This is a genomic window from Micromonospora sp. HK10 (genome assembly GCF_000982955.1).
Taxonomy (GTDB): Bacteria; Actinomycetota; Actinomycetes; order Mycobacteriales; family Micromonosporaceae; genus Micromonospora.
On sequence record NZ_KQ058895.1, the window covers coordinates 1 to 26,145 of the forward strand.

Sequence of the window (26,145 nt, forward strand, 5' to 3'; positions counted from 1 at the left end):
ACGATCAAAAAGGTAACGGGGGGATGGCCCAGTTTGCCGCAGTTCGAAGTTGATCAGGGTGGCCGGACAACGGCTGTCAGGTCTCGCCGCCGTTGATCGACCCGGGTTGCGGCATGTCGTGCTGTCCGGACTTGGGGATGGGCCGGTTTGCCGCAGCCTGGGTTGATCAAGGCGGGTGGGCCGCCGTGCCTCGTCGCCGTTGATCGACTCGGGTTGCGGCATGTCGTGGTGTCCGGGCTGGGGGATGGGCCGGTTTGCCGCAACCTGTGTTGATCAACACCCACAGCGCGACGGGCGGCGACGGGCGGCGACGGGCGGCGCGGCTGGCGCCGGAGGCAGGGGCGACCGGTTTGGCGGGTGGTGCGCTGATCGGGTTGACTGGTCGGGTGCTGATCGTGGGGTTGACCGGCGGGATCGGGTCGGGCAAGAGCGCCGTGGCGAACCGGTTGGCCGCGCTCGGCGCGGTGATCGTCGACTCCGACCGGATCGCCCGGGAGGTGGTCGCGCCGGGCTCCGCCGGGCTGGCCGAGATCGTCGCCGCCTTCTCCGAGCGGGTCCTCGACGAGCGGGGCGCCCTGGACCGGGCGGCGCTGGGCGCGCTGGTCTTCGGCGACGAGGCCGCCCGCCGCAGGCTGGAGGCGATCACCCATCCCCGGGTCCGGACGCGCAGCGCCGAGCTGATCGCCGCGGCGCCGCCGGACGCCGTGGTGGTGAACGACGTGCCGCTGCTGGTCGAGGTGGGGCTCGCCCCGACGTACCACCTGGTGGTCGTGGTGCGGGCGGCGGTCGCGACCCGGCTGGAGCGGCTCGCGCGGCACCGGGGCATGGAGCGCGCGGAGGCCGAGCGGCGGATCGCCGCGCAGGCCGACGACGCCCGCCGGGAGGCGGCGGCCGACGTGCTGCTCGACAACGACGGCACCCTGGACGACCTGGCCGCGGCGGTGGACGCGCTCTGGCACGACCGTCTGCTGCCCTACGAGCGCAATGTCCGCGAGCGGCGCGCGGTGCACCGTGCCGAGCTGGTGCTCACCGAGCCGGACCCGACCTGGCCCGAGCAGTACGCGCGGCTGGCCGCCCGGATCCGCCACGCCGCGGGCGCCGACCTGCGGGTGGACCACATCGGCTCCACCGCCGTGCCGGGGCTGGCCGCGAAGGACGTCATCGACATCCAGCTCACCGTCTCCTCGCTGGCCGAGGCGGACGGGGCGCTCGGCGACCGGCTCGCCGACGCCGGCTTCCCCCGCCTGCCCGGCGACTGGTGGGACAACCCGCGCCCGCCGGGCAGCACCCGCTGGGCGAAGCGGCTGCACGGCAGCGCCGACCCCGGCCGCCCGGTCCACCTGCACCTGCGGGTGGACGGCTCGCCCGGCTGGCGGTACGCGCTGCTCATGCGCGACCACCTGCGGGCCGACCCGGCGCAGCGGGCCGCGTACCTGCAGGTGAAGCGGGAGCTGGCGGCCGCCGCACCGGACAGCGCCACGTACGGGACGTTGAAGGACCCGTGGTTCGACGAGGAGCACCTGCGCGCCGAGGAGTGGGCCGCGCGGACCGGCTGGCGGCCCTGACCCAGGCCGCCTGGCCGGCCCCTGACCCCGGCCGCCTGCCCCACCTGGGCACAACCGGTGCCGGCGCCCGTTCGAGTTCGGACGGTGACTAGCGGCGCTGCGGTGCGGGCAGTCGCGGCACCGGCCCGGGGCGGAGGTCCAGCCGGGACCAGACGCCCCGCCCGGTGCGCAGCTCCAGCCGGCGTAGTAGGCCGCCATGGTCGATCCAGTAGCGCAGCGTCGCCCGTCCGGCCGTTACCTCGATGACGTCCACCGGCCGGTCGGCCAGCCGGTCGTCGCGGACCCGGACGGCCGCGCCGGCCGGCACGGGCGCGGCGCCGGCCCGCAGCGCGGCGGCCAGCAGCCGGTCCACGTCGTCGCCGGGCGGGCCGGGGGCCGACCAGCGGGTTCCGGCCGGCACCGGCAGGGGTGGCGGCGCGCCGGCGGCGTCGGCGGTGGGCAGTTCGGCGCGGGCCACCCGCCCGTCCAGCGTCCGCCGGAGGGTGCGCCGTCCAGGGTTGTCGTCCTCGCCGGTCGCCAGGTACGCGCCGGCGCCGGTCCAGCTCAGCCAGCCCGCGCCGGTCAGGTTGGCGGCCGGGCCGAGCGGGGCGCTGAGGGTCAGCGCCGCGCCGCCGGTGGCGCGCAGCCGGCCGGGCAGCCGGGCCAGCCGGTCCACCTCCTCGTCGGCGAGCGCGCGGGGCAGGCCGGGCCATCCGCCCAGCGCGTCCACCGGGCGCAGGGTGGGCCGGTCGGTCCGGGCCAGCTCGAGGTTGACCGCCCGGCCGTCCGGCAGCCGCCCGTCGAGCCGGTGCAGCCGGGCGTCCCGGTCGAGCCACAGGCGTGGCTGCCGGGCCGGGTCCGGATCGGCCGGCAGGGGCGCGCGGAGGACGTCCATCGGCATGCCGTCCCTGGTCTCCCGGGTCAGCCAGCGGGCCCCGGCGGGGACCGGGTCGGGCTGCGCCGCGCCGAGGCCGAGCAGCAGGTCCCGGACGGCCGCAATGCCGCCCCCGGCCGGCGGCTCGCGCAGCCGCCAGCCGTCGGCCGGCGGCACCAGCGGCGGAGGGGTCGGGACGGGCCCGGCGGGCGGCTGTGGGCGCTGCACCACCACCGTGGAGGTGGCCTGGACCAGGCCCCGCTCGGCCCCCGCGCCCGGGCCGCTCACGTCCAGGTAGACCAGGGGCCGAGCCCAGTCCACCCAGCCGACCAGTTCGGTGCGGTCCGGGCCGGTACCGATCGAGACCCGGACCCCGGCCCGGACGTCGCGCTGATTGGTGACCCGCATCGCGGCAAGCCGGTCGGTCTCGGCGGGGCTGAGCGGGCGGGCCGGGTCGGCCGGCTCGGGCGACCAGCTCAGCAACCCGGTGACCAGGGCGGCCGCCGAACCGGCCGCGGTGAGCCCGAGGGCGATCAGGAGCGCCCGGCGCCGGTTGGACCGTTCGGCCGGATCAGCGGTGCCGTCCGAGGCGGGTGGGGCCGGTGTGCGGGCGGCGGCACCCGCCGGATCAGCCCGTCCGGCTGGTGCCGGACCGGTCCGCCGCCGGCCGGGCGGTTCGGTCGCGGGCCGGGCCCGCCGCCGGCCGCGGCCGGGGACCGGCTGCCGGTCCCGGGAGGGGGAGCGGTGCCCGGCGGTGGCGGGGAACAGCGGGTCCGTGGGGGCGTCGACGGCGGCGTGCGGAGCGGTATCGGGTGGTGGGGTGGGGCGGGGTCCGGGGGAGGTCTCCACGAGTGGAGAACGCCCCGACGCGGCTGCGGTGACGTGCCCGGGCGGAGGCGCGGCCCGGGGTGCCGTGTGCCGGGAGGGTGGCGCGGTGGGGGTGGCGTGCCGGGGTGGAGGCGCTGCCGGGGTGCCGCGGGCCGGAAGGTGGCGCGGTGGGGTGACGTGCCGGGGTGGAGGCGCGGCTGGAAGCGGCGGTGTGGCCGGGGTGGGAACGGAGGGCCTCGGGATGCGCCGCGACGGGCAGGGGCGCTCGCGGCGGCCGGTCTGCGCCGTCGGCGCGACCACCGAGGGTGCGCACGCCGGTCGTCCCGGGTGCTGCGACCGTCGGTGCCGGGGGCGGCCTGGCCCCGGAGGGCGGCCACCCGGCCCGGTCGGCCGCCGCGAGCGGCCTACGGTACGAGCGTAGCGGCGTGAGATGTGGCACACAATGGGAATATCGAAGCCGATCACGGACCCTCCGTGCTGGCCCGGAACTGTCGGACCTCCGGCGTACCGTTGTGGGTATGGCGCTCGACATTCCCCGGCTCGACGGCCGCTTCCAGGTCGTCAGCGAGTTCCAGCCGGCCGGCGACCAGCCGGCCGCCATCGACGAGCTTGAGCGTCGGGTGCGGCGCGGCGACCGTAACACGGTGCTGCTCGGCGCGACCGGCACCGGCAAGAGCGCCACCACGGCGTGGCTGGTCGAGCGGCTGCAACGGCCCACCCTGGTGCTCGCGCCCAACAAGACCCTCGCCGCCCAGCTGGCCAAGGAGTTCGGTGAGCTGCTGCCGCGCAACGCGGTGGAATACTTCGTCTCCTACTACGACTACTACCAGCCCGAGGCGTACATCCCGCAGACCGACACCTACATCGAGAAGGACTCGTCGGTCAACGAGGAGGTCGAGCGGCTGCGGCACTCGGCGACCATGTCGCTGCTCACCCGCCGCGACGTGATCGTGGTGGCCACCGTCTCGGCGATCTACGGCCTGGGCACCCCGGAGGAATACCTCGACCGCGCGGTCCGGGTCGCTGTCGGCCAGGAGCTCGACCGCGACCAGTTGCTGCGGCGCCTGGTCGACATCCAGTACACCCGCAACGACATGGCGTTCCAGCGCGGCACCTTCCGGGTCCGGGGTGACACGCTGGAGATCATCCCGGCGTACGAGGAGCTGGCCGTCCGGATCGAGCTCTTCGGTGACGAGATCGAGAAGCTCTACTACCTCAACCCGCTGACCGGTGACGTGGTCCGTGAGGTCGACCAACTGATGATCTTCCCGGCCACGCACTACGCCGCCGGCCCGGAGCGGATGGAGCGGGCGATCCGCGACATCGAGGCCGAGCTGGGCGAGCGCCTGGCCGAGCTGGAGCGGCAGGGCAAGCTGCTGGAGGCGCAGCGGCTGCGGATGCGCACCACCTACGACATCGAGATGATGCGCCAGGTCGGCTTCTGCTCCGGCATCGAGAACTACTCCATGCACATCGACGGCCGGCTGCCCGGCAGCCCGCCGCACTGCCTGCTCGACTACTTCCCCGACGACTTCCTCACCGTTGTCGACGAGTCGCACGTGACCATCCCGCAGATCGGCGGCATGTACGAGGGCGACGCGTCCCGCAAGCGGATGCTGATCGACCACGGGTTCCGGCTGCCCAGCGCGGCCGACAACCGGCCGCTGCGCTTCGACGAGTTCCTGGAGCGGGTCGGCCAGATGGTCTTCCTCTCCGCCACCCCCGGCCCCTGGGAGCTGGAGCAGGCCCAGGGCGAGTTCGTCGAGCAGGTGATCCGCCCGACCGGCCTGATCGACCCGGAGGTGGTGGTCAAGCCCACCAAGGGCCAGATCGACGACCTGATGCACGAGATCAAGCTGCGCACCGAGCGCGACGAGCGGGTCCTGGTCACCACGCTGACCAAGAAGATGGCCGAGGACCTGTCGGACTACCTGCTGGAGAACGGCATCCGGGTCCGTTACCTGCACTCCGAGGTCGACACGCTGCGCCGGGTGGAGTTGCTGCGCGAGCTGCGCAAGGGCGACTACGACGTTCTGGTCGGCATCAACCTGCTCCGCGAGGGTCTCGACCTGCCGGAGGTCTCCCTGGTGGCGATCCTGGACGCCGACAAGGAGGGCTTCCTGCGCAGCGGCCGGTCGCTGATCCAGACCATCGGCCGGGCGGCCCGTAACGTCTCCGGCCAGGTCCACATGTACGCCGACAAGATCACCCCGTCGATGGCCGACGCGATCGACGAGACCAACCGGCGCCGGGCCAAGCAGATCGCGCACAACGAGGCCAACGGGATCAGCCCCGAGCCGCTGCGTAAGAAGATCCACGACATCCTCGACGACATCTACCGCGAGGCGGAGGACACCGAGGCCAGCAACGTCGGCGGGGCCGTCCGGCAGCTGTCCCGGGGCAAGGCGCCGGTCAAGGAGACCCGCAGCCGTGGTGGGCGGGGCGGCGCGGCGACGCCGTCCCGCGAGGGGATGGCCCGGGCCGACCTGGCCAACCTCATCCAGGAGCTCAACGACCAGATGCTGGCCGCCGCGCGGGAGCTGCAGTTCGAGCTGGCCGCGCGGATCCGCGACGAGGTCGCCGACCTCAAGAAGGAGCTGCGCGGAATGGACGCCGCCGGGGTGAAGTGATGCCGGAGGGCGTCGGCGTGCTGACCGAGGCGGTCCTCGGCCGGCCGGATCCCCGGCTGCGCCCGTACGTGGACCGTTACCTCGGCTACCGGGAGCACACCGCCGCGCCCCTGGTACGCCAGGAGGTCGCCGGTGCCTTCGTGGTGCTGATCCTCGGCTGGGGCGCCGCGCTGGACGTGACCGATCCGCGGGCGGCCGGGCGGGGCGCGTCCGGCGTGAACGCCTTCGTGGCCGGTCCGTTCGACGGCTGCTGCACGACCCGTACCGAGGGGGAGGGCGTCGGGGTGCAGGTGCTGCTGACGCCGCCCGCCGCCCGGCGGCTGCTCGGCCTGCCGCTCGGCGAGCTGGCCAACCGGGTCCTCCCGGTGGACCGGATCGGTGGCTGGCTGGCCCGGCTCCGCGAGGAACTGGCCGAGGCACCCGACTGGCCGGGCCGGTTCGCCCGGCTCGACGCGGCGCTGACCAGCCGGCTGACCGGGAACGGGCCGGTCGACCCGCGGCTGCTGGGCGCCTGGCGGTCGCTGGCGGCCGGCCGGGTCGGCGTGGGGGCGGTCGCCGACGAGCTGGGCTGGAGTCGGCGGCACCTGGCCGTGGCGTTCCGGCGGGAGTTCGGCCAGCCGCCGAAGACCGTGGCCCGGTTGGTCCGCTTCCAGCGGGCGTACGCGACGCTCGGCCGGGAGCTGGTCACCGCGCCGCTCGACGACGGCGGGGCGAGCGGCGTGACCGTCGCCGGTGGCGGGCCCGGGTGGGCGGAGCTGGCGGTCCGCTGCGGCTACTACGACCAGTCACACCTGATCCGTGACTTCCGGCAGTTCGCCGGGCGAACCCCGACGGCGCTGCTCCGCGCGGGGTCACATTCGTCCAATCCCGGCTGACCGCCGCGGCGGCAGACTGGCGGCATGCGAAGCATCTACCCGGTTCTCCGGTACCCCGACGCCTCCGCCGCCATCGAGTTCCTCCGCTCCGCCTTCGGCTTCACCGTGCACGAGGTGCACGCGGGTCCGGACGGCGAGGTGCGGCACGCCCAGCTCGGGTACGGCGACGGCCTGATCATGCTCGGCACCGGGCCCGCACCGGCCACCCGGCCCGCCGACGACGACTACCGCGTCTACGTGGCCGTGGACGACATCGACGGCCACCACGAGCGGGCCCGGTCGGCGGGCGCGGAGATCGTCCAGCCGCCGTTCGACACGGACTACGGCTCCCGCGACTACGTGGCCCGGGATCCGGCCGGGCTGGTCTGGTCCTTCGGCACGTACCGCCCCTGACCGGGGTGCTGCGTGGGCTGACCGTGCGCCGCCGGGTCGCCGTCGACGGCGCCAGCCCTGGCGTGCCGCCAGCACCGGCGTGCCGCCAGGGCTGCCGGGCCGGCGGGCCGCCGACGGTAGGGAGCAGGCCGCGATAGCGCTGAGCGAGCAAGGTATTGCCCTGCGTGACGGTACTGCGTACGCTCCGTCGGTGGGAGGCGCGCATGCCATCGTCAGCAAGTCCTGTGGTGCGGCGGGTGCGGCTGGGCGTGGAGCTGCGCCGGCTGCGGCACCGGGAGTCGCTCACCCTGGAGCAGGTGTGTGGCCGGCTCGGTTGGGCGTCCACGTCCAAGCTGTCCCGCATCGAGCTGGGGCAGAGCCGGCCCGACCTGGCCGACGTGCTCGACCTGCTCGACGTCTACGCGGTGCCCCCCGACCGGCGGGACGCGCTCATCGTCATCGCCCGCGACGCCGCCACCGGGCGCGGCTGGTCCAAGGCCCTCGGCGAGATGGGGGAGCGGCAGCGGGCGTACGCGGAGCTGGAGGCGAGCGCGGCCCGGATCGTCGAGTACCAGCCGGCGGTCGTGCCCGGCCTGCTCCAGGCGCCGGGGTACGCCCGGTTGCGGGTCACCGCCGGGTCGCTGCTCGCCGACGGGGTGGACGTGGAGGCCGACATCCGGGCCCGGGCGGTGCGCCAGGAGGTGCTGCGCCGGCCGAACGCGCCGCACTACACGGCCCTGCTCGACGAGCGGGTCTGCGATCCCGGCGGCCTGCCCGACGAGGTCTGGCGGGAGCAGCTGAGTCACCTGCTGGCCGCAGCCGAGCTGCCGAACGTCGAGGTCCGGCTGCTGCCCCGCGACGCCGCCCCGCACGGCGGGGTGCACCCGCTGGCCGCCTTCTCCTACTTCGCGCACCCGGACCCGGCCGATCCGCGCACCGTCCTGGTGGAGACGCTCACCGCCGACCTGCGCCTGGTCGACGAGACCGACATCGCCCGGTACGAGCGGCTCATCGACTGGCTGTCCGCGGCGGCGCTGCCGGCCGAGAAGTCGGCCGAGCTGCTGGCCGGGCGGCTCGGCGGGCCACCGGTGCCGCGCCCGCGAGAGGCCGCCGACGCCCCGCTCCCGCAACCCAGCTAACACCGCGACCCGCGATCATCCGCCGACCCGGCAATCGGCGGCCGGCTCCGCACCGACTGCCGGAGCGCACCTGACTGCCGGAGCGCGGCCATCACCCGCCGCCAGCCGGAACGCGCCTGGCTGCCGGAGCGCAACCAGCCGCCGGAGCACGGCCATCACCCGCCGCCACCCCCGCGGGCGGCGTCCGGCACGCCGGCTGCGCGCCGCCGCCGGGCCCGGCGGCCCCGATGCCCGTCGGGGCCGGCGGCTGGCGCGTCGAGAGGCACGTTAGGTCAGCGGTACGACACTTCAGGCCGGCACGTCGGTGAAGTGCTCGACCAGCGGCGGGTTGGCGAAGTGCGGTCCGATCAGCTCCCGCCACCGGGTGAACCGCTCGGTCTGCCGGAAGTTGGTCTCGTGTGCCGCCACCGCGTCCCACTCCACCAGCAGCACGAACCGCGACGGCGACTCCACGCCGCGGGTCATCCGCACCGAACGGCACCCCTCGGTGCCGCTCAGGATCGGACGCGCCTGCGCGTACGCGGCGGCGAAGGCGTCCTCGTGCCCGGGAATCACATCGATCAGCGCGACCTCAAGAACCATGTCCGGCAGCCTCGCACGGCCGCCTCCACGCGCTGCCACGCGGGGCTGGTCCGTCCCACCGCGTCCCTCTAGGGTGGGCGCGCGGGACAGGGGGAGGGACAGATGCTCGACTGGCTCACCGCCACGGCGTTCACGGTGGCGGGAACCGGCACCACCTGGGCGGAGCTGCTCGGCTTCGGCACCGGCGTGGTCAACGTCTGGCTGGTGGCGCGGCAGCACATCGCCAACTGGCCGCTCGGCATCGCCAACGTGCTGTTGCTGATGGTGCTCTTCTGGACCGCCGGCCTGTACGCCGACGCCGGCCTCCAGATCGTCTACGTCCTGCTCGGCCTCTACGGCTGGTGGCACTGGCTCTTCGGCGGCCAGCGGCGCAGCCGGCTGGTCGTGGCCCGCACCGGGCGGCGCGAGTGGTGGGCGCTGGCCGTCGCCGGGGTGCTGCTCACCGGCGGGCTCTGGGTGCTGCTGGACCGGGCCACCGACTCGACGGTGCCGTTGGCCGACGCGCTCACCACCGCGCTGTCGCTGCTGGCCACCTACGGCCAGACCCGCAAGCTGGTGGAGAGCTGGTGGCTGTGGATCGCGGCGGATCTGATCTACATCCCGCTCTACGCGTACAAGGGACTCTGGCTGACCGGTGGCCTGTACCTGATCTTCCTGGCGCTCTGCGTGCTCGGGCTGCGGGCCTGGCGGGCGGACCTGCGCCGGCGGTCGGCGGCGACCCTGCTGCCGCCCGGCCCCGCCCCGGTGGCGGCATGAGCGGACCGGACCGGCGCCGGGCGGAGTTCCGGCACGGGATGGTGGTCGGCAAGTTCTACCCGCCGCACGCCGGGCACCACGCGCTGATCGAGGCGGCCGCCGCCCGGTGCGCGGCCGTCACCGTGGTGGTGGCCCCGTCCCGCCGGGAGTCGATCCCGTTGGCCGAGCGCGTCGGGTGGCTGCGCGAGGCGCACGCCGGCACCCCGTGGGTCCGGGTCGTCGGCCGGTACGACGACCACCCCGTCGACTACGCCGACCCGGCCGTCTGGGACCTGCACTGCGCGGTCTTCGCCGACGCGCTCGGCGGGGTGCCGGTGGACGCGGTCTTCTCCTCCGAGGCGTACGGGGCCGAGCTGGCCCGGCGGTTCGGCGCGGTGCCGGTCTGCGTGGACCCGGAGCGGCGTACCGTGCCGGTTTCCGGAACCGCGGTGCGCGCGGACCCGGCGGCGCACTGGCGCTGGCTGAGCCCGGCGGTGCGCGCGTGGCTGGTCCGGCGGGTCGTGGTGGTGGGCGCGGAGTCCACCGGCACCACGACGATGGCCGCGGCGCTCGCCGGGCACTACGGCACCGGCTGGGTCCCCGAGTACGGCCGCGAGCTGACCGCCCGCAAGCTGGCCGAGCTGCGTCGCGGTCGGCCGGGAGCGACCGTGTTCGACGTGGTCTGGGACCGGGCGGACTTCGCCGAGGTGGTCCGCGAGCAGCAGGCGGCCGAGGACGCCGCGGCCCGGGCGAGCGGCCCGCTGCTGTTCTGCGACACCGATGCCCGGGCCACCGCGATCTGGGAGGAGCGCTACCTGGGTTCCTCCTCGGCGGCGGTCCGGGCGGCCGCCCGCCGCCCCGCGCTCTACCTGCTGACCGACCACGTGGGCGTGCCGTTCGACGACGACGGACTGCGCGACGGGGAGCACCTGCGGGCCTGGATGACCGGGCGGTTCCGGGCGGAGCTGGCCGGCTGCGGGGTTCCGGTGGTGGAGCTGCACGGGGCGCACGAGGCGCGCCTGGCCACCGCGGTCGCCGCCTGCGACGCCCTGTTGGCCGCCGGCTGGTTCTTCGCGGACCCGCTGCTGCCCGCCTGAGCGGGGGCCGTTCCGGCTGGCCGTTCCCGCCGCCGGAGCAGGACGGTGAGGACCCGCCCGTCGGGCTTGGTCGCCGGGGACGGCCGGGCCGTTCCGGCTGCCGGGCGGGCCGTTCCCGCAGCCGGACCGGGCCGGTCATCCATGGACACCTAGCCTCCTAGGATGCCCTACGCGACGTGCCATGCCGCACGGCGTGCCGCACGCCGGAACCCGGCCTCCACGCCAATACCGACCCCTGGAGATGCGGTGCCTGGGCCGGATGGTGAAGAATGGCGGCCGAGGAGGGGAGTATTCCCTCGCGACGGAGTCGTCAGCACGGAAGAGCGCCGGATCCTCGGCAGCCCGACCCGGCTCCGTCGGTCAGCGGCCCGGCACCTCGGGGCGGTGGCGGAAGAGACCTCCGACAGTCACCAGAGTCAGCGTCGACGCACCCCGGCCACCCGCCCGGCGTACGGTGTGCCCGACGCTGTGTGTCTGCCGGAGGATGGATTGAACGTGTCCGCACTGGTGTGGGCCGGAACCCTGGTCGTGATGACCGCGGTTCTGCTCGCTGACCTGCTCATCATCGGTCGGCGCCCGCACGAGCCCAGCGTCCGTGAGTCGAGCCTCTGGGTCGGCTTCTACGTTGGCCTGGCCCTGCTCTTCGGCGCCGGGCTGTGGCTCACCTCGGGGGCGAGCATCGCCGGCCAGTTCTACACCGGCTGGCTCACCGAGTACAGCCTCTCGGTGGACAACCTCTTCGTCTTCGTGATCATCATGGGCCGCTTCGGGGTGCCCCGGCAGTACCAGCAGAAGGTGCTCCTCATCGGCATCCTGCTGGCGCTGGTGATGCGGGGCGGCTTCATCGCCGCGGGCGCGGCGCTGATCTCCCAGTTCTCCTGGGTCTTCTACATCTTCGGCGCCTTCCTCATCTACACCGCGGTCAACCTGGCCCGGCAGGGGGAGCCGGACGAGGACGAGTTCAGCGAGAACGTGTTGATCCGGTGGAGCCGCAAGGCACTGCCGCTGTCCCGGGACTACGACGGGGCGCGGATGACCACCCACGAGAACGGCCGGCGGCTGTTCACCCCGATGCTGATCGTGATGATCGCGATCGGCACCACCGACCTGATCTTCGCGCTGGACTCGATCCCGGCGATCTTCGGCATCACCCAGGAGCCGTACCTGGTCTTCACCGCGAACGTCTTCGCGCTGATGGGGCTCCGCCAGCTCTACTTCCTGCTCGGCGGCCTGCTGGACCGGCTGATCTACCTCAGCTACGGCCTGGCCGTGGTGCTCGGCTTCATCGGGGTCAAGCTGGTCCTGGAGGCGCTCGCCGACAACAACCTGCCGTTCGTCAACGGTGGCCGGCACGTGGCCTGGGCGCCGCACATCCCGATCTGGCTGTCGCTCACGGTCATCCTGGGCACGCTGGCCGTGGCCACCGCGGCGAGCCTGGTCAAGTCCTCCCGGGACCGGCGCCGCGAGTTGGCCGACACCCGGCGCTGACGGACCGCTCCGCAGGGCCGGCCGGCCCGACGCGGCTGGTGGGGCGGGCTGGCCCAACGGGCCGGTCGGGCGGACGGGCCGCAGCAGGCGGACGGCCTCCCGCAGCCCCGCCGGGCCGGTCCGCAGCGTTGTCGCGACGAAGGTCCGGCTTCGGCAGGGCGGGGTCGCCGGCCGGCCGGGCCGGGACGGGACGCGTGCGGTCCGGGAGTCAGACCCGGTGCGCGCCGACCAGGGTGGCGAGCCGGTCCTCGGGGAGTTGCTCCTCGAGGACCCGGCGCTGCAGGTAGCAGGCGTGCAGCATGCGTCGGCGGCCGGCGTGCGGCTCGGCGCTGACGATCCCGACGTGGTGGATCCGCCGGCCGGGCCGGGCGAAGAAGTAGAGGTCGCCGGGGCGCTCCTCGTCCAGCGCCAGGGGCGTGGTCGCCTCGGCCTGGTCGTCGGCGTCGCGGGGCAGCGTCACCCCGTACCGCCGCCAGGAGAGGTTGACCAGGCCGGAGCAGTCGATGCCGTCCGGGGAGAGGCCGCCCCAGACGTAGCGGAGGTCGCGCAGCCGCTCCGCGACGGCCAGGACCTCCTTGGCCTCGGGCCGCTCGGTGGGCAGCGGGACCAGGTCCCCCTCGGGGGCCCAGAGCGGCTCGGGACGGCCGGGCACGTGGACCGGACGCCACCCGTCCGCCGGCCGTCCGGCCGGGGCGAGGCGGGTGCCGAGCACGACGTCGCGCAGCACCGGCGCGCCGTCGGGAGCGGCGCGCAGCGTGGTCCGGGTGGCGTCGACCACCAGCGGTACGCCCGCGGGCGCCGCCGGGGCCGGCGCGCTGAGCTGCCCGACGGGCAGCCAGCCGGGGTAGCCGCGGCGGTCGAGCTTGGCGGCGGGCTGCCCGGCGGCGACCACGTGTGCCCAGCCGTCGGCGCGCAGGTCGGTGATCAGCACCCGCTCGCCGAGCAGCAGTTGGCTGAGCACGCAGTCGCCGACCTGCTGGTCGCGGTCCATCCCGGCGACCCAGGCGGCGATGTCCGGCGCGTCGGTCAGGGCCGGCCCGTCGACCGGCCGGACCGCCTCGGGCGCGGCCCAGAGGGTCGCCACCGGGACCCGGACGATGGCCTCGTGGCCCGGCTGCAACTCCACGTCCACCCCCAGCTTGTGCTTCCCGCCCCGCGACCCTATGAAAAATTCCAACGTCGCTCAACCATGGCGCTGAACTTTTACTTCACTCACGTTCGCGATGCCCAGCCCGGGCGCGTCCGGGAGCAGCACGGTCGAGCCGTCGTACCGGATGCCGCCGGTGACCGGCGACCAGGCCAGCCACCAGGCGGCGTCGAGGTCCGAGACGGCGCTGGTGCCGTACGCGGCGACCAGGCTCGCGGCGGCGCCCACCCCGACCTGGCTCTCCATCATCGAGCCGACGATGGTGCCCATGCCGTGCGCGGTGGCCAGGTCGAGCAGCGTCCGGGCGGTGTGCAGTCCGCCGCTCTTGGCCAGCTTCACGTTGACCATGTCGGCGGCCCGGCGGCGGATGACCTCCACCAGGTCACGCAGGTCGAAGACCGACTCGTCGGCGAGGATCGGCAGGTCGACGCGGTCGCTGACCCAGGCCAGCCCGTCCAGGTCGCGGCGGTGCACCGGCTGCTCGACCAGCTCCACGTCGAGCCCGGCGTCCTCGATGCCGCGGATCACCCGGACCGCCTCGCGGGGCGTCCAGCCCTGGTTGGCGTCGAGCCGGATCCGCACGTCCGGGCCGACCGCGGCGCGGACCGCCCGGACCCGGTCCAGGTCGCCCCGGGCGTCCGTGCCGACCTTCAGCTTCAGCACCGTGAAGCCCTCCGCGCGGCGCTGCTTCGCCGCCGCGGCCAGGTCCACCGCGTCGCCGGCGGCGAGCGTGACGTCGGTCGGCACGCGCAGCGCGGTGCCGCCGAGCAGGCGCACCAGGGGTACGCCGAGCCGCCGCGCCGCCAGGTCGTGCAGGGCGACGTCGACGGCCGCCTTGGCGGACTCGTTGCCGGCCACCGCGCGGCGCACCTCGGCGCACCGGGCCTGCAGGTCGTCGGCGTCCCGGCCGGCCAGCGCGGGCCCGAGCAGCTCCCGCACGCACGCCTCGGCGCCGGCGATCGACGCGCCGGTCACCTGCCACACCTGCGGGGCCTCGCCGAACCCGGACCGCCCGTCGCTGTCCACCAGCTCGACGACCAGGGTGTCCACCGTGGTGGTGCGGCGCAGCGCGGTGACGAACGGGGTGTGTAAGGGGGCGGAGAGCCGGTGGGTGCGTACCGCGGCGATCGTCATGTGCGGCACCCTATACGCAGAGAGCCGGCGACAGGGGAGGGCCGATGGCGGTACGGGACTGGGAGCTGGTGGGCGCGCCGAACGCCCGTGACCTGGGTGGGCTGCCCACCGCGGACGGCCGGCGGGTACGCGCCGGGCGGCTGCTGCGCAGCGCCGCGCTGGGCCGGCTCACCGACGAGGACCTGCCGGTGCTGGGCAAGCTGGCCCCGGCGTGCGTGGTCGACCTGCGGCACGCCGGCGAGCAGGGGCTGGCCCCGCCGGACCGGCTGGTCGGCGAGCCCCGGGTGGTGCACCTGCCGGTGTACGACCCGGCGCACCCGGTCTTCACCTACGTCTCGGCGGTGCTGCTCGGCCACGACGTGGACGCGTACGAGGAGTTGGCCCGGGAGGGCATGCCGGCGGCGATGGCGGCGATCTACCGGTGGTTCGTCACCGGGGAGTCGGCGCGGGCCGGGTTCGGGGCGGCGGTCCGGTTGGCCGCCGAGGCGGAGAACCTGCCGCTGCTGTTCCACTGCTCGGCCGGCAAGGACCGCACCGGGTGGCTGGCGGTGGTGCTGCTCACCGCGCTCGGTGTGGACGAGGCGGCGATCCGGGCCGACTACCTGCGGCACAACGAGCTGACCGAGAGCCTGCGCGAGGTGCTGCTGGCCGCCATGAGCCGCCGGCGCCCGGAGCTGGACCCGGCCGCCGCACGCCCGTTGCTGGAGGTGCGGGCGGCCTACCTGGACGCCGCGTACGACGAGGTGCGGCGGGTGCACGGGTCGTTCGGGGCGTACCTGCGCGACGGGTTGGGCTTGGACGACGACGTGCTGGCGGCGCTGCGCGCGAACCTGCTCGACTGAGCGCCGCGCCCCCGTGGCGGGGGCGTCGTCGACCGCCTGCCACAGCGCGGTCCGTCCGCCGCGGTCAGAGGTCGTGCCGGGCCTGCCACACCCGGGCGGACATGCCGGCGATCAGCCGGCAGGCGTCGTCCTCGTCCTCCTCGCCGGTGGGCCCGCCGTCGGCCAGCTCGGTGGTGGTGCAGACCACAATCGCGTACGGCGGGGCGTCGTCGGGGAAGACCACCCCGGCCCCGTGCCGGACCCCCCGCACCCAGCCGTTCTTGTGCGCGATCCGGGTGCCCTCGGGCAGGCCGGCGGCGAGGTCCTCGCGGTGCTCCTGGGCGAACAGGACGTCCAGCATGGCCGCGCAGCCGGCCGGGGAGGCGAGCGGCCCTGGCCGGCTCGCCCCGAGGGCCAGTTCGCCGAGGAGCGCGGCCAGGTCGGCGGCGGTCACCAGGTTGTCGATTCCGGCGTCCCGGGCGGCGAAGTCCTCGATGCCGCGGCCGGTCAGGCTGTGCCGCGCGCCGGCCAGCGCCCACGCCTGCGCGACCGCGGGCAGCCCCACCTGGGCCAGGCAGATGTTCGTGGCCAGGTTGCTGGACCGGATGATCATGCGTTCGGCGAGCCAGCGGGTGGACGCCGTGCCGCCGACCCGGGCCCAGACCGCGTCGTCGTTGTCGTAGTGCTGGGCGTTGGCGTACCGGGGCGCGCCGGGCAGCGCGGAGTCGAACGCGTTGTGCACCGGGATCGGCTGGTCCAGGTCGAGCCGGCCGGCCTCGGCGGCGCGGTGCAGCGCCACCAGCACGGCGACCTTCATGGTGCTCGCCGCGTAGTGGGTGGCGTCGGGCAGCCGGGTCCAGGTGGGCGCCGCGTCCAGCCGCCCCACGTACGCGGAGACGGTGCCGGGCACGCTGTCCAGGTGCGCGTCGAGATCATCCCAGGTCATGCGGTGACCGTAGCGGATCATCGCGGCCGGCGAGGGGCTGCGGTCCACCCGCGCGGCGGTCTACGGTCCCGGAATGCCGACCGCCGCGTACGACGCCATCGCCGACTGGTACGAGGAGTACGCCTCCGGTCCCGAGCCGCCTGACCTGCGATCAACGGGGGAAAGGGCGGAGCCCGGCCGCCGGTGGGCGGGCCGGGCTCCGGGATGGGCCTGGTCGGGTCAGCCGGCGTGCTTGCGCCGGGCGGCCATCCGGCCGCGCTGGGTCTGGTCCAGCACCACCTTGCGGATCCGCACCGCGGCCGGGGTCACCTCGACGCACTCGTCCTCGCGGCAGAACTCGAGGGCCTGCTCCAGCGACAGCTTGCGCGGCGGGATCAGCTTCTCGGTCTCGTCCGCGGTGGACGACCGCATGTTGGTGAGCTTCTTCTCCTTGGTGATGTTGACGTCCATGTCGTCGGAGCGGGAGTTCTCGCCGACGATCATGCCCTCGTACACCTCGGTGCCGGGCTCCACGAAGAGCTGGCCGCGCTCCTGCAGGTTGGTCATCGCGAACGCGGTGACGCTGCCCGAGCGGTCGGCGACCAGGGAGCCGTTGTTGCGGGTACGCAGCTCGCCGAACCACGGCTCGTACGACTCGAAGACGTGGTGCAGGATGCCGGTGCCGCGGGTCTCGGTGAGGAACTCGGTGCGGAAGCCGATCAGGCCGCGCGCCGGGACCAGCCACTCCATCCGGATCCAGCCGGTGCCGTGGTTGACCAGCTGCTCCATCCGGCCCTTGCGGGTCGCCAGGAGCTGGGTGATCGCGCCCAGGTACTCCTCGGGGGCGTCGATGGTCAGCCGCTCCACCGGCTCGCAGGTCTTCCCGTCGATCTCCTTGGTGACCACCTGCGGCTTGCCGACGGTCAGCTCGTAGGACTCCCGGCGCATCTGCTCGACCAGGATGGCCAGCGCCAGCTCGCCGCGGCCCTGCACCTCCCAGGCGTCCGGGCGCTCGGTGGGCAGCACCCGCAGGGACACGTTGCCGACCAGTTCCTTGTCGAGCCGGTCCTTGACCATGCGGGCGGTGACCTTGGCGCCCTTGACCCGGCCGACCAGCGGCGAGGTGTTGGTGCCGATGGTCATCGAGATGGCCGGCTCGTCGACGGTGATCAGCGGCAGCGGGATCGGGTTCTCCGCGTCGGCGAGGGTCTCACCGATCATGATCTCCGGGATGCCGGCGACGGCGATGATGTCGCCCGGTCCGGCGCTGTCGGCCGGCTTGCGCTCCAGGCCCTCGGTCATCAGCAGCTCGGAGATGCGGACCCGCTGGGTGTTGCCGTCGGTGCGGCACCAGGCCACCGTCTGGCCCTTGCTGATCGTGCCCTGGCGGACCCGGCACAGCGCCAGCCGGCCCAGGAACGGCGAGGCGTCGAGGTTGGTGACGTGCGCCTGCAGCGGCGCGTCCTCCTCGAACGCGGGCGGCGGGATGGTGTCCAGCAGGGTGCGGAACAGCGGCTCCAGGTTGTGGCTGTCGTCCGGGACCGCGCCGTCGGCGGGCTGGGTCAGCGAGGCGATGCCGTCGCGGGCGCAGGCGTAGACGATCGGGAAGTCGATCTGCTCCTCGTCGGCGTCCAGGTCGAGGAAGAGCTCGTAGGTGTCGTCCACGACCTCCTTGATCCGGGCGTCCGGACGGTCCACCTTGTTGATCACCAGGATGATCGGCAGCCGGGCGTGCAGCGCCTTGCGGAGCACGAACCGGGTCTGCGGCAGCGGGCCCTCGCTGGCGTCGACCAGCAGCACCACACCGTCGACCATGGTCAGGCCGCGCTCGACCTCGCCGCCGAAGTCGGCGTGCCCGGGGGTGTCGATGATGTTGATGGTGACCGGCGCGGACCCGTCCGCCGGCAGGTACCGCACGCCGGTGTTCTTGGCCAGGATGGTGATGCCCTTTTCCCGCTCGAGGTCCATCGAGTCCATGACCCGTTCGGTGTCCTCACCGCGGGCGCCGTAGGCGCCGGCCTGCCGCAACATGGCGTCGACCAGGGTCGTCTTGCCGTGGTCGACGTGGGCGATGATGGCGACGTTGCGGAGGTCGGTGCGTAGCTGCATACCCTCCATACTCCTGTCTGCGGTTGCCGGGGCACGCCTCGGGGTGACCCCGAGATGGCCCGGATCTCTGGCGAAACTGCTGTCCCGACCGTCGCAGCGACTGGCATGCTGGCTCCCGTGCGGGGGACCGGATGCCTGACCTGCTGAGCTGGCTACAAGGCCTGCCGGCCCTGCTGATCTACCTGGTCGCCGCGATGATCGTCGCGGGGGAGACCGCGGTGATCTTCGGACTGCTGGTGCCGGGCGAGGCGACCCTGCTGCTGGTCGGCTTCCTAGCGTACGCGGGGACGCTACGGCTCGCGCCCGCGCTGCTGGCCATGACGGCGGCCGCCGTGATCGGAGACACACTCGCCTTCCGGGCCGGCCGCCGGTACGGGCCGCGGCTGCGCGCCTCGGGCCTGGGCGCCCGGGTGGGCCCGTACCGCTGGCGGCGGGCCGACTCGTTGCTCGAGCGGCTCGGCGGTCGGGGCGTGCTGGCCGCCCGGTGGGTGGCCTTCGCCCGCACGCTCGCGCCGCGGCTGGCCGGGGCGGCCGGGCTGCCGTACCGGCGGTTCGCGCCGTGGAACCTGGCCGGGGTGGTGAGCTGGGTCGGTGCCTCGGTGCTGGTCGGGTACGCCGCCGGGGAGTCCTACGAGCGGGTCTCCCGGCTGTTGGGTCGGGCCACCGGCGCGGTGCTGGTGCTGCTGCTCTGCCTGACCGCCGTGGTGCTGGCCGGGCGCTGGCTGGGCCGCAACCCGGACCCGGCGCGCGCGCTGGCCGCCCGGGCCGCCGCCCTGCCGCCCCTGCGCTGGCTGCGAGCCCGGTACGGGGTGCTGTTCTTCCTGGTCGTCATGCGGGTCGGGCCGGCCTGGACGCTGCTGCTGAGCCTCGCGGCCGGGCTGCTGCTGCTCTTCGCGGCGGGGCTGGCCGTCGCCGCGGTGCTGGAGGCGGTGGTCCGGCACAGCGGGCTCGGCGTGCTCGACGGCCTGCTGGCCGAGTGGTTCGCCGCCCGGCGTACCCCCGGGGTGTCCGACGCGGCGCTGGCCGTGGTGTCGGTGCTGCGCGGGTCGTTCCTGATCCTGGCGGTGGCCCTGGTCGCCGCGGTGCTGGCCTGGCGGCACCGGCCGTGGCGGGCCGATCCGCTCAGCGTGGTCGGCACGGCGGGGGCGTTCGTGCCGCTGGTGGTGCTGGCCGTGGTCGCCGACCTGACCGGTCCGGGCGGCCCGGCGCCGGCCGCGGAGTACCTGCCCGGGCAGAACGCGGTGGCGACCGCGAGCTTCGGCACGCTGGCCTGGCTGCTGTCCCGGGGGGCGCGCTGGCCGGTGGCGGTGGCGGTGTGGACGGCCGCCCTGGCCGGCGTCGTCGCGGTCGGCGGCGCCCGGCTCTATCTGGGCTTGAGCACGGCCAGCGGTACGGCCACCTCGGTGCTGCTCGGGGCGGCCTGGGTGACCGTGTTCGTGGTGGCCTGGGCCACCCGGGACCGGGCGCTCGACGGCACCGCGGCGCCGGCCGCCCCGGCCCGGAGCCAGCCGCCGCGCCCGCGCCGCTCCCGACCGGCGTCCCGGGCCCGCCGGGGCAGCACCGACCCGGGGTGACGCCCACCGGCCCGGGACCGACCCCGAGTTGCGGCAGGTGGGGGTTTCCCGGGCCGTTGAGGGGCCGCGGTGCGGCAACTCGGCTGCGCCGGCAGCGCCTGGGGCCGGCCGGCCCCAGGCGGGGGAGCGGTGGTCGGGTACCGGGCCCCCGCCGCCAGGTCAGTTCCGGGCACCGACCGGCTCGGCGGGTGCCGGGGGCGTGCCGGCCGGGGTGTCGGGCTCGCGGGTGATCCGGCCCGGCCACCAGAACCGGTCGCCGAGCAGGAAGGCCAGCGCTGGGACCAGGACCGTGCGGACCAGCAGGGTGTCCAGCAGCACGCCGACGCAGACGATGATCCCGATCTGGGTGAGGGTGAGCAACGGCAGCACGCCGAGCACGGCGAAGACCGCCGCGAGCAGCACCCCGGCGCTGGTGATCACCCCGCCGGTGACCCGCAGCGCGGAGAGCATCCCGTCCCGGGTGCCGGTCCGGCGGGCGTCCTCCCGGGCCCGGGTGACCAGGAAGATGTTGTAGTCCACCCCGAGCGCCACCAGGAAGACGAAGGCGAGCAGCAGCACCCCGCTGTCCAGCGCCGGGAAGCCCAGCACGTGGTCGAAGAGCAGCCACGCCGCGCCCAGGCTGGCGAAGAACGAGGCGATCACGGTGAGCACCAGCAGGACCGGGGCGAGCAGGCCGCGGAGCAGCAGGACCAGCACCGCCCCGACCAGCAGCAGGATGATCGGCAGGATGAGGCGCAGATCCTTGGTGTTCGCCCGCTCCGAGTCGTAGCTGGCGGCGACCGTGCCGCCGACCAGCGCGCCGTCCGGGCGGTCCGCGCCGGCCGCCGCCGGGGGCGCCGAGTCCGGCACCGCGGCGACCGCGTCCCGCAGCGCCGTCACTGCCCGGTCGGCCGCCGCGGTGCCGGGCTCGGCCGTCAGCACCACGTCGATCTGGGCGACCCGGTCCCCGGCGGCGCCGGGCCGGGCGGAGGCGACCCCGTCGACCGCGCCGGCGGCGGCCAGCACGGCCGGGGCGGCGCCCGGGTTGGTGAGCACGGCCAGCGGCTGGGTGGTGCCGGCGGGGAAGGCGCGGGCGAGGGTCTCCGCCCCGGCGACCGCCTCCGGCTTCACCCGGAACTGCTCGGTCTCGGACAGGCCGGTGCGGATGCCGAGGCCGCCGAGCGCCAGGCCGGCGAGGAGCAGCGTGGCCAGCGCGGCGACCGGCGCCGGCCGGCGGACCACCGCGGCGCCGAGCCGGCCCCAGAGCCGGCCCTCGCGGGCCGGGCTGCCGACCCGGGGTACGAAGGGCCAGAACAGCCCTCGGCCGAAGAGCACCAGCGCGGCGGGGAGCACGAAGAGCGCGGAGAGCATGGCGAACACCACACCGGTGGCGCAGGCCACCGCGAGCGCCCGGTTCGTCTCCTGCTCGGACAGCAGCAGGGTGAGCACGCCGAGCACGACGGTGCCGCCGCTGGCCAGGATCGGCTCGGCGGTCCGGCGCAGCGCGGCCCGCATGGCGGTGAACCGGTTCTCCTCGCGGCGCAGCTCCTCCCGGTATCGGGCGATCAGCAGCAGGGCGTAGTCGGTGGCGGCGCCGAAGACCAGGACGCTGGCGATGCCGGTGACCTGGCCGTCCTGCAGGTGGATGCCGAGCGCCGGGACGAGCGTGTCGACCGCGCGCAGGGTGACCTGTTCGGTGGCGGCGACCACCAGCAGCGGCACGATCCAGAGGAACGGGCTGCGGTAGGTGATCAACAGCAGCACCGCCACGACGCCGGCGGTGACCGCGAGCAGGGTGATGTCCGCACCGTCGAAGACCTGGGCGAGGTCGGCGGTGAAGGCGGGCGCCCCGGTCACCTCGACGGTCAGCGCGTCGGGCAGGTCGGCCAGCGTCTCGCGCAGCGAGGTCACCTCGTGGACCAGGGCGTCCCGGCCGCCGGCGGCGGACAGGGGCACGGCCACCAGCGCCACGGTGCCGTCGGGGGAGAACTGGGCGGGCGCGACCCGGCCCCCGGCGGCGAGCCCGCCCAGGGTGGCCGACGCGCCGTCGAGCGCCGCCCGGTCGGACTCCGACAGCGGCGCCCGGTCGGCCCGGGAGACCACCACGACCGCCGGCTGGACGTCGCTCGCCGGCAACTGCTCCTGGAGGCGCTCGACCTGGGTCGACTGCCACTCCACGGAGAGGCCGGTGGCGGAGACCGGGGCGGGGTTGTCAGGCTGGGGCAGGCCGAAGACGAGCGCGCTGACGACGAGCGCGGCGGCCACGGTGAGCCAGGCGGCCAGCCGGCCCCGGGCGACGCGGGTGAACAGAGACATCGGGGTGCCCTCACGTTATCGGGTGCCGGGTTACTCGGTCACCTAGTATCTTGACAACCGAGATTATCCGCCGGGGTTCTATGCTGCAACCGGACCGGTCGGACAGGGGGCGGCAGCGAGACGTGGCAGCGCAGAGCATGTACCGGCGGCGGGACGACCGGCGCGCCCGGATGATCGCGGACATCACCAACGACCTGCGGCGCTACGCGGCGGACGCCCAGCACGTCGGGCACGCGTTCGCCGGCCTGCACGGGCTCAACGCCACCGACCTGCAGGCCCTCATCGCCGTGATGGACGCCGAACTGGTCGGTGAGCCGATCACCCCCGGCCGGCTCGGCGAGCGGCTGAACCTCTCCTCCGGCTCGGTGACCGCGCTGATCGACCGCCTCGAGCGGGCCGGGCACATCCGCCGGGACCGGGACACCGCCGACCGGCGCAAGGTGTTCCTGCGCTACGCCGACCGGGGCGCGGAACTGGCCCGCAGCTTCTTCGCCCCGCTCGGGCGCCGCAACGACCAGGTCATGGCCCGGTTCAGCGACGAGGAGCTGGAGACCGTGCACCGGTTCATGGCCGAGATGGTGACCTCGATGCGCGAGCACCGCAACGCGATGCGCGCCGCCCGGGGCGAGCCGCCGAAGCACGCCGCGGAGGCGGGGGCGGCGGACCGCGCGGCGGACTGAGCGTCGCCGCGGGCGCCGGGGTGGCGGACTGAGCGTCGCCGCGGGCGCCGGGGTGGCGGACTGAGCGTTGCCGCGGGCGCCGGGGTGGCGGATCGGGCGGCGGACTGAGTGTCGCCGCGGGCGCCGGAGCGCGGACCGGCCGTCGGCCGGGAGACCCACCGGGCGATGTCGGCGGACCGCCGGACATAGTCGTGACTCTGCGTGCTGGATCGCCGAGGGCACCCCGGATTCGCGAGTGTCCTTCGTGGCTGGTCCCGAACCGCGTCGTGGCACCGTCCACAGCCGGCCCATAGTTCCAGATAGTGCCTCTGACCTGGGCATTTAGTCGTTCGCGTGGATATTCTCGGTGCAAGTGCCCGGCGCTGTGCATCATCCCGGCCGGACGTGTCCCCGCGTCGTTTGCCTCACGGGCAGTGATTGCCCTGTCCGGTCGGCGAACGACCCGGAAGGCGGTTCCGTATGACCACAGCTCCACCCAATCTGCTGGCAGTCCGCAACCTGCTCCTCACCCACCTCAACATCGACAAGGGCGCCGTGCGCGCCGCGGACCTCGAACCCGCCGAGGTCGGCATCGTCGGCGACGCCGGCCATCGCGGCGGTTACCACTGTGGCTCGGACCGGGTGGTGACCCGGGACTACTCCGTCGTGGAGTCCACCCGGGACTCCTCCGGGCTGACCCTGTACGCGTCCGCGCTGGACGTCGGTGACTTCACCGTGCAGTCCGGCGGTGCCACCCACAACCTGCGTACGTTCTCCACCTGGTGCGTCGCCCAGTGCGCGGCGGGCGCGGCCGGCACCGGCGACATCAGGGAGATCATCTACTCGCCGGACGGGCGGACCGTGCGGCGGTGGGACCGGCTGGGTAAGCGCAGTACCGGCGACTCCAGCCACCTCTTCCACACCCACTTCAGCTTCTTCCGCGACTCCACCAAGGCGGGCCGGGACCAGACCCCGCTGTTCCGCCGCTACCTCACCACCATCGGACTTCTGAAGGAGAACGACATGAGCGCCACCAGCGAGCGGCAGGTCGCCAACATCTACCAGGGACTGTTCCATGGCGGCCCGAGCATGGGTCGCAGCGTCGATCCGGACGGCTCCGGCCCGAGCGCGGCCGGGAACAGTCTGGTCGCGAAGCTCGACTACCTGATGCTCCGGGTGGACGCGCTCGCCGCGCAGGTGACCGCGCTGGCCAGCAAGGATACGACCGACGAGCAGGCGATCGTCACCGGTGTCCTGGCCGGCCTGCCGCCGGAGAAGATCGCCGCCGCCATCCCACCCCAGCTGGCCAAGAACGTGGCCGACGAGTTGGCCCGGCGGATGGTCGCCTGACCCGGTCGGTGCGGCGGCACCCGCCGCCGCACCGACCACAAGAATAGGCAACAGTTATTGCGCAACAACTCTTGCGCATGCGACGATCTGACCCATGCAGCGACCCGATGTCCGGCAGGTGAGCGACTCCCGGGTGCTCGCCGCGCTCGCCCACCCGCTGCGCCGCCGGCTGATGGACGTGCTGAAGGTGCACGGCCCGGCCACCGTCGGCCAGCTCGCCGAGCGGACCGGGCAGGCACCGGCGAACGTCAGTCACCACCTCAAGGTGCTCGGCGCCGCCGACCTGGTCGCCGAGGCGCCCGAGCTGGCCCGCGACCGCCGGGAGCGGTGGTGGCGGCTGCGCGACCGGGCGGTGCGCTGGTCCCGTTCGGACTTCGACGACGATCCGGCCGCCCTGGCCGTGGCCGACGCGGCCAGCTCGCTCAACCTCGACCGGCACGTCGAGCTGGTCCGGGCCTGGAACGCCGCCGATGACGAGGCCCACGCCAGCTGGGGAGAGGGACCGTTCAGCACCGACCGGTGGCTGCACCTCACCCCGGAGGAGCTGGCCCAGCTCGGACGGGAGGTGACCGAGCTCTTCGCCCGCTGGGCCGACCGGCCGGCGCCATCGGACGGCCGACAGCGCGAACCGGTCTTCCTGTTCGCCCACGGCGTCCCGGCCCGACCGTGAGCGCACCCACCCGTACGCCCGATCCGGCGACCCGCCGGCCCGGTGGCCTGCTCCGGCACCGCGACTTCCGGCTGCTCTGGGCCGGGCAGACGGTCAGCGCGGTCGGCAGCAACGTGACCACGGTGGCGCTGCCGCTGGTCGCGGTCGCCGCGCTGGACGCGACCACCTTCCAGGTCGCGATGCTCACCGCGGCCGCCTGGCTGCCCTGGCTGCTGGCCGGCCTGCCCGCCGGGGCCTGGGTGGACCGGGTCCGCCGCCGGCCGTTGATGATCGCCTGCGACCTGATCTCGGCCGGGCTGTTCCTGAGCGTCCCGGTGGCCGCTGTGCTGCACCTGCTCACCGTCGCCCAGCTGGTGGCCGTGGCGTTCGCCGCCGGCCTGGCCCGGGTCTTCTTCGAGACCGCCGACCAGGTCTACCTGCCCACCCTGCTGCGACCCGAGGAGGTGCCGGAGGGCAACGCGAGGCTGCACGTCACCCAGACCGCGAGCTATCTCGTCGGCCCCGGGCTGGCCGGCCTCATCGCCCAACTCGCCGGCGCGGTCACCGCGGTGCTGCTCGACGCGCTGAGCTTCCTGCTCTCCGCCCTGTGCCTGCGCGGCATCCGGGCGGTCGAGCCCCGACCCGGGCGGCCGGCGACGGCGCCCTCGCTGCGCCGGGAGGTGGCCGACGGGCTCCGGTTCGTCGCCCGCGACCCGTACCTGCGGGTGCTCACGCTCTTCGGCGCGGCCAGCAACATCGGGCTGGTCGGCTACCAGGCCGTGCTGGTGGTCTTCCTGGTCCGTTCGGCGGGGCTGGCGGCCGGCCCGGTCGGCGTCCTGATCGGGCTGTCCAGCGTGGGCGGGATCGTCGGCGCGACGCTCGCCACCCGGCTCGCCCGGCGGCTCGGCTCGGCCCGCGCGCTGCTGCTCGCCGGTGCGCTCACCGGGCCGCCGGCGCTGCTCGTCCCGCTGGCCGGCCCCGGGGTGCGGGTGGCCTGGCTGGTCCTGGGCGGCACGCTGGTCAGCCTGGGCGTCGCGGTGGGCAACGTGATCAAGGGCAGCTTCCGGCAGACGTACACCCCGCACCGGCTGCTCGGCCGGGTGACGGTGAGCATGCAGCTGCTCAACTACGGCACGATCCCGGCCGCGGCCGTGCTGGCCGGCGCGCTGGGCGCGGTGTGGGGGCCGGCCGGAGCGATCCGGACGATGACCGCCTGGCTGGCGCTGACCCCGCTGATCCTGCTGGCCGGGCCGCTGCGGCGACGCCGTGACCTGCCGGCCGCCCCGGCATGAGAATGCGCTGCGGCGGCGGTCGGGCT

21 protein-coding genes are annotated in these 26,145 nt (G+C 74.7%); 14 read left to right on the forward strand and 7 right to left on the reverse strand.

The window, feature by feature from the left end:
- The first annotated feature begins 386 nt into the window (after positions 1 to 386).
- Positions 387 to 1,565, forward strand: coding sequence for a dephospho-CoA kinase (coaE, locus tag LQ51_RS28825; protein WP_046571240.1), 1,179 nt, complete (start codon positions 387 to 389; stop codon positions 1,563 to 1,565).
- A gap of 88 nt (positions 1,566 to 1,653) precedes the next feature.
- On the opposite strand, the gene LQ51_RS28830 is transcribed toward coaE, so the two are convergent.
- A complete protein-coding gene (locus tag LQ51_RS28830; protein ID WP_156313273.1) occupies positions 1,654 to 3,267 on the reverse strand; it encodes a hypothetical protein in 1,614 nt (537 codons plus the stop codon).
- A 497-nt stretch (positions 3,268 to 3,764) separates the two neighbouring features.
- Between LQ51_RS28830 and uvrB the strand changes: the two genes are divergently transcribed.
- The 4 genes from uvrB to LQ51_RS28850 all read left to right on the forward strand — a co-directional run bounded on the left by uvrB (position 3,765) and on the right by LQ51_RS28850 (position 8,262).
- Positions 3,765 to 5,876 (forward strand): excinuclease ABC subunit UvrB, encoded by a 2,112-nt coding sequence (gene uvrB / locus LQ51_RS28835; protein WP_046571165.1) that lies wholly within the window; start codon positions 3,765 to 3,767, stop codon positions 5,874 to 5,876.
- Complete coding sequence (locus LQ51_RS28840; protein WP_231605919.1) at positions 5,876 to 6,751, forward strand: helix-turn-helix domain-containing protein; 876 nt, start codon at positions 5,876 to 5,878, stop codon at positions 6,749 to 6,751. The genes uvrB and LQ51_RS28840 overlap by 1 nt, the downstream gene beginning before the upstream one ends.
- A gap of 24 nt (positions 6,752 to 6,775) precedes the next feature.
- Positions 6,776 to 7,144, forward strand: a complete 369-nt coding sequence (locus LQ51_RS28845; protein WP_046571166.1) for a VOC family protein — start codon at positions 6,776 to 6,778, stop codon at positions 7,142 to 7,144.
- A gap of 203 nt (positions 7,145 to 7,347) precedes the next feature.
- Positions 7,348 to 8,262: a helix-turn-helix domain-containing protein gene (locus LQ51_RS28850; protein ID WP_046571168.1), complete on the forward strand. Its 915-nt coding sequence runs from the start codon at positions 7,348 to 7,350 to the stop codon at positions 8,260 to 8,262.
- 288 nt (positions 8,263 to 8,550) lie between these two features.
- Here LQ51_RS28850 and LQ51_RS28855 read toward each other — a convergent pair whose 3' ends face one another.
- A complete protein-coding gene (locus LQ51_RS28855) occupies positions 8,551 to 8,844 on the reverse strand; it encodes an antibiotic biosynthesis monooxygenase family protein (protein WP_046571169.1) in 294 nt (97 codons plus the stop codon).
- 102 nt (positions 8,845 to 8,946) lie between these two features.
- Here LQ51_RS28855 and pnuC point away from each other — a divergent pair, with 102 nt between their 5' ends.
- The 3 genes from pnuC to LQ51_RS28870 all read left to right on the forward strand — a co-directional run bounded on the left by pnuC (position 8,947) and on the right by LQ51_RS28870 (position 12,164).
- On the forward strand, positions 8,947 to 9,600 hold the full coding sequence (gene pnuC, locus LQ51_RS28860) for a nicotinamide riboside transporter PnuC (protein WP_046571171.1): 654 nt from the start codon (positions 8,947 to 8,949) through the stop codon (positions 9,598 to 9,600).
- A complete protein-coding gene (locus tag LQ51_RS28865) occupies positions 9,597 to 10,676 on the forward strand; it encodes an AAA family ATPase (protein WP_046571173.1) in 1,080 nt (359 codons plus the stop codon). The genes pnuC and LQ51_RS28865 overlap by 4 nt, the downstream gene beginning before the upstream one ends.
- Positions 10,677 to 11,165: 489 nt before the next feature.
- Positions 11,166 to 12,164 (forward strand): TerC family protein, encoded by a 999-nt coding sequence (locus tag LQ51_RS28870; protein WP_046571175.1) that lies wholly within the window; start codon positions 11,166 to 11,168, stop codon positions 12,162 to 12,164.
- Positions 12,165 to 12,372: 208 nt separating this feature from the next.
- Here LQ51_RS28870 and LQ51_RS28875 read toward each other — a convergent pair whose 3' ends face one another.
- Together LQ51_RS28875 and LQ51_RS28880 are read right to left on the reverse strand one after the other, a co-directional pair.
- Positions 12,373 to 13,341 carry a C40 family peptidase gene (locus tag LQ51_RS28875; RefSeq protein ID WP_231605920.1) on the reverse strand — a complete coding sequence of 323 codons (969 nt, stop codon included), beginning with the start codon at positions 13,339 to 13,341 and terminating at the stop codon, positions 12,373 to 12,375.
- Positions 13,342 to 13,347: 6 nt separating this feature from the next.
- Entirely contained in the window at positions 13,348 to 14,445 is a 1,098-nt protein-coding gene (locus LQ51_RS28880; protein ID WP_046571177.1) for a mandelate racemase/muconate lactonizing enzyme family protein, read from the reverse strand.
- A 44-nt stretch (positions 14,446 to 14,489) separates the two neighbouring features.
- On the opposite strand from LQ51_RS28880, the gene LQ51_RS28885 reads away from it, so the two are divergent.
- Positions 14,490 to 15,287, forward strand: a complete 798-nt coding sequence (locus LQ51_RS28885; RefSeq protein WP_046571179.1) for a tyrosine-protein phosphatase — start codon at positions 14,490 to 14,492, stop codon at positions 15,285 to 15,287.
- 64 nt (positions 15,288 to 15,351) lie between these two features.
- On the opposite strand, the gene LQ51_RS28890 is transcribed toward LQ51_RS28885, so the two are convergent.
- A complete protein-coding gene (locus LQ51_RS28890; RefSeq protein ID WP_046571247.1) occupies positions 15,352 to 16,212 on the reverse strand; it encodes a serine hydrolase in 861 nt (286 codons plus the stop codon).
- A gap of 219 nt (positions 16,213 to 16,431) precedes the next feature.
- A complete protein-coding gene (gene typA, locus LQ51_RS28895; RefSeq protein ID WP_046571180.1) occupies positions 16,432 to 18,300 on the reverse strand; it encodes a translational GTPase TypA in 1,869 nt (622 codons plus the stop codon).
- A 131-nt stretch (positions 18,301 to 18,431) separates the two neighbouring features.
- Here typA and LQ51_RS28900 point away from each other — a divergent pair, with 131 nt between their 5' ends.
- Positions 18,432 to 19,874, forward strand: a complete 1,443-nt coding sequence (locus tag LQ51_RS28900) for a DedA family protein (protein ID WP_046571182.1) — start codon at positions 18,432 to 18,434, stop codon at positions 19,872 to 19,874.
- A gap of 159 nt (positions 19,875 to 20,033) precedes the next feature.
- On the opposite strand, the gene LQ51_RS28905 is transcribed toward LQ51_RS28900, so the two are convergent.
- Complete coding sequence (locus LQ51_RS28905) at positions 20,034 to 22,169, reverse strand: MMPL family transporter (RefSeq protein ID WP_046571184.1); 2,136 nt, start codon at positions 22,167 to 22,169, stop codon at positions 20,034 to 20,036.
- A 137-nt stretch (positions 22,170 to 22,306) separates the two neighbouring features.
- On the opposite strand from LQ51_RS28905, the gene LQ51_RS28910 reads away from it, so the two are divergent.
- From LQ51_RS28910 to LQ51_RS28925, 4 genes are all read left to right on the forward strand, one after another.
- Positions 22,307 to 22,849, forward strand: a complete 543-nt coding sequence (locus LQ51_RS28910) for a MarR family winged helix-turn-helix transcriptional regulator (protein WP_046571185.1) — start codon at positions 22,307 to 22,309, stop codon at positions 22,847 to 22,849.
- 459 nt (positions 22,850 to 23,308) lie between these two features.
- Positions 23,309 to 24,178, forward strand: coding sequence for a hypothetical protein (locus LQ51_RS28915; RefSeq protein WP_046571187.1), 870 nt, complete (start codon positions 23,309 to 23,311; stop codon positions 24,176 to 24,178).
- Between the two features lie 94 nt (positions 24,179 to 24,272).
- Positions 24,273 to 24,848: an ArsR/SmtB family transcription factor gene (locus tag LQ51_RS28920; protein ID WP_046571188.1), complete on the forward strand. Its 576-nt coding sequence runs from the start codon at positions 24,273 to 24,275 to the stop codon at positions 24,846 to 24,848.
- Positions 24,845 to 26,119 carry an MFS transporter gene (locus LQ51_RS28925; RefSeq protein WP_046571189.1) on the forward strand — a complete coding sequence of 425 codons (1,275 nt, stop codon included), beginning with the start codon at positions 24,845 to 24,847 and terminating at the stop codon, positions 26,117 to 26,119. The genes LQ51_RS28920 and LQ51_RS28925 overlap by 4 nt, the downstream gene beginning before the upstream one ends.
- Positions 26,120 to 26,145 lie beyond the last annotated feature (26 nt).

Bases quoted from the DNA above. Each gene is read 5' to 3' on its own strand.
- uvrB (WP_046571165.1), top strand. From the start codon at position 3,765: ATGGCGCTCGACATTCCCCGGCTCGACGGCCGCTTCCAGGTCGTCAGC.
- LQ51_RS28840 (WP_231605919.1), top strand. From the start codon at position 5,876: ATGCCGGAGGGCGTCGGCGTGCTGACCGAGGCGGTCCTCGGCCGGCCG.
- LQ51_RS28845 (WP_046571166.1), top strand. From the start codon at position 6,776: ATGCGAAGCATCTACCCGGTTCTCCGGTACCCCGACGCCTCCGCCGCC.
- LQ51_RS28850 (WP_046571168.1), top strand. From the start codon at position 7,348: ATGCCATCGTCAGCAAGTCCTGTGGTGCGGCGGGTGCGGCTGGGCGTG.
- LQ51_RS28855 (WP_046571169.1), bottom strand. From the start codon at position 8,844: ATGGTTCTTGAGGTCGCGCTGATCGATGTGATTCCCGGGCACGAGGAC.
- pnuC (WP_046571171.1), top strand. From the start codon at position 8,947: ATGCTCGACTGGCTCACCGCCACGGCGTTCACGGTGGCGGGAACCGGC.
- LQ51_RS28865 (WP_046571173.1), top strand. From the start codon at position 9,597: ATGAGCGGACCGGACCGGCGCCGGGCGGAGTTCCGGCACGGGATGGTG.
- LQ51_RS28880 (WP_046571177.1), bottom strand. From the start codon at position 14,445: ATGACGATCGCCGCGGTACGCACCCACCGGCTCTCCGCCCCCTTACAC.
- LQ51_RS28885 (WP_046571179.1), top strand. From the start codon at position 14,490: ATGGCGGTACGGGACTGGGAGCTGGTGGGCGCGCCGAACGCCCGTGAC.
- LQ51_RS28890 (WP_046571247.1), bottom strand. From the start codon at position 16,212: ATGACCTGGGATGATCTCGACGCGCACCTGGACAGCGTGCCCGGCACC.
- typA (WP_046571180.1), bottom strand. From the start codon at position 18,300: ATGCAGCTACGCACCGACCTCCGCAACGTCGCCATCATCGCCCACGTC.
- LQ51_RS28900 (WP_046571182.1), top strand. From the start codon at position 18,432: ATGCCTGACCTGCTGAGCTGGCTACAAGGCCTGCCGGCCCTGCTGATC.
- LQ51_RS28905 (WP_046571184.1), bottom strand. From the start codon at position 22,169: ATGTCTCTGTTCACCCGCGTCGCCCGGGGCCGGCTGGCCGCCTGGCTC.
- LQ51_RS28910 (WP_046571185.1), top strand. From the start codon at position 22,307: ATGTACCGGCGGCGGGACGACCGGCGCGCCCGGATGATCGCGGACATC.
- LQ51_RS28915 (WP_046571187.1), top strand. From the start codon at position 23,309: ATGACCACAGCTCCACCCAATCTGCTGGCAGTCCGCAACCTGCTCCTC.
- LQ51_RS28920 (WP_046571188.1), top strand. From the start codon at position 24,273: ATGCAGCGACCCGATGTCCGGCAGGTGAGCGACTCCCGGGTGCTCGCC.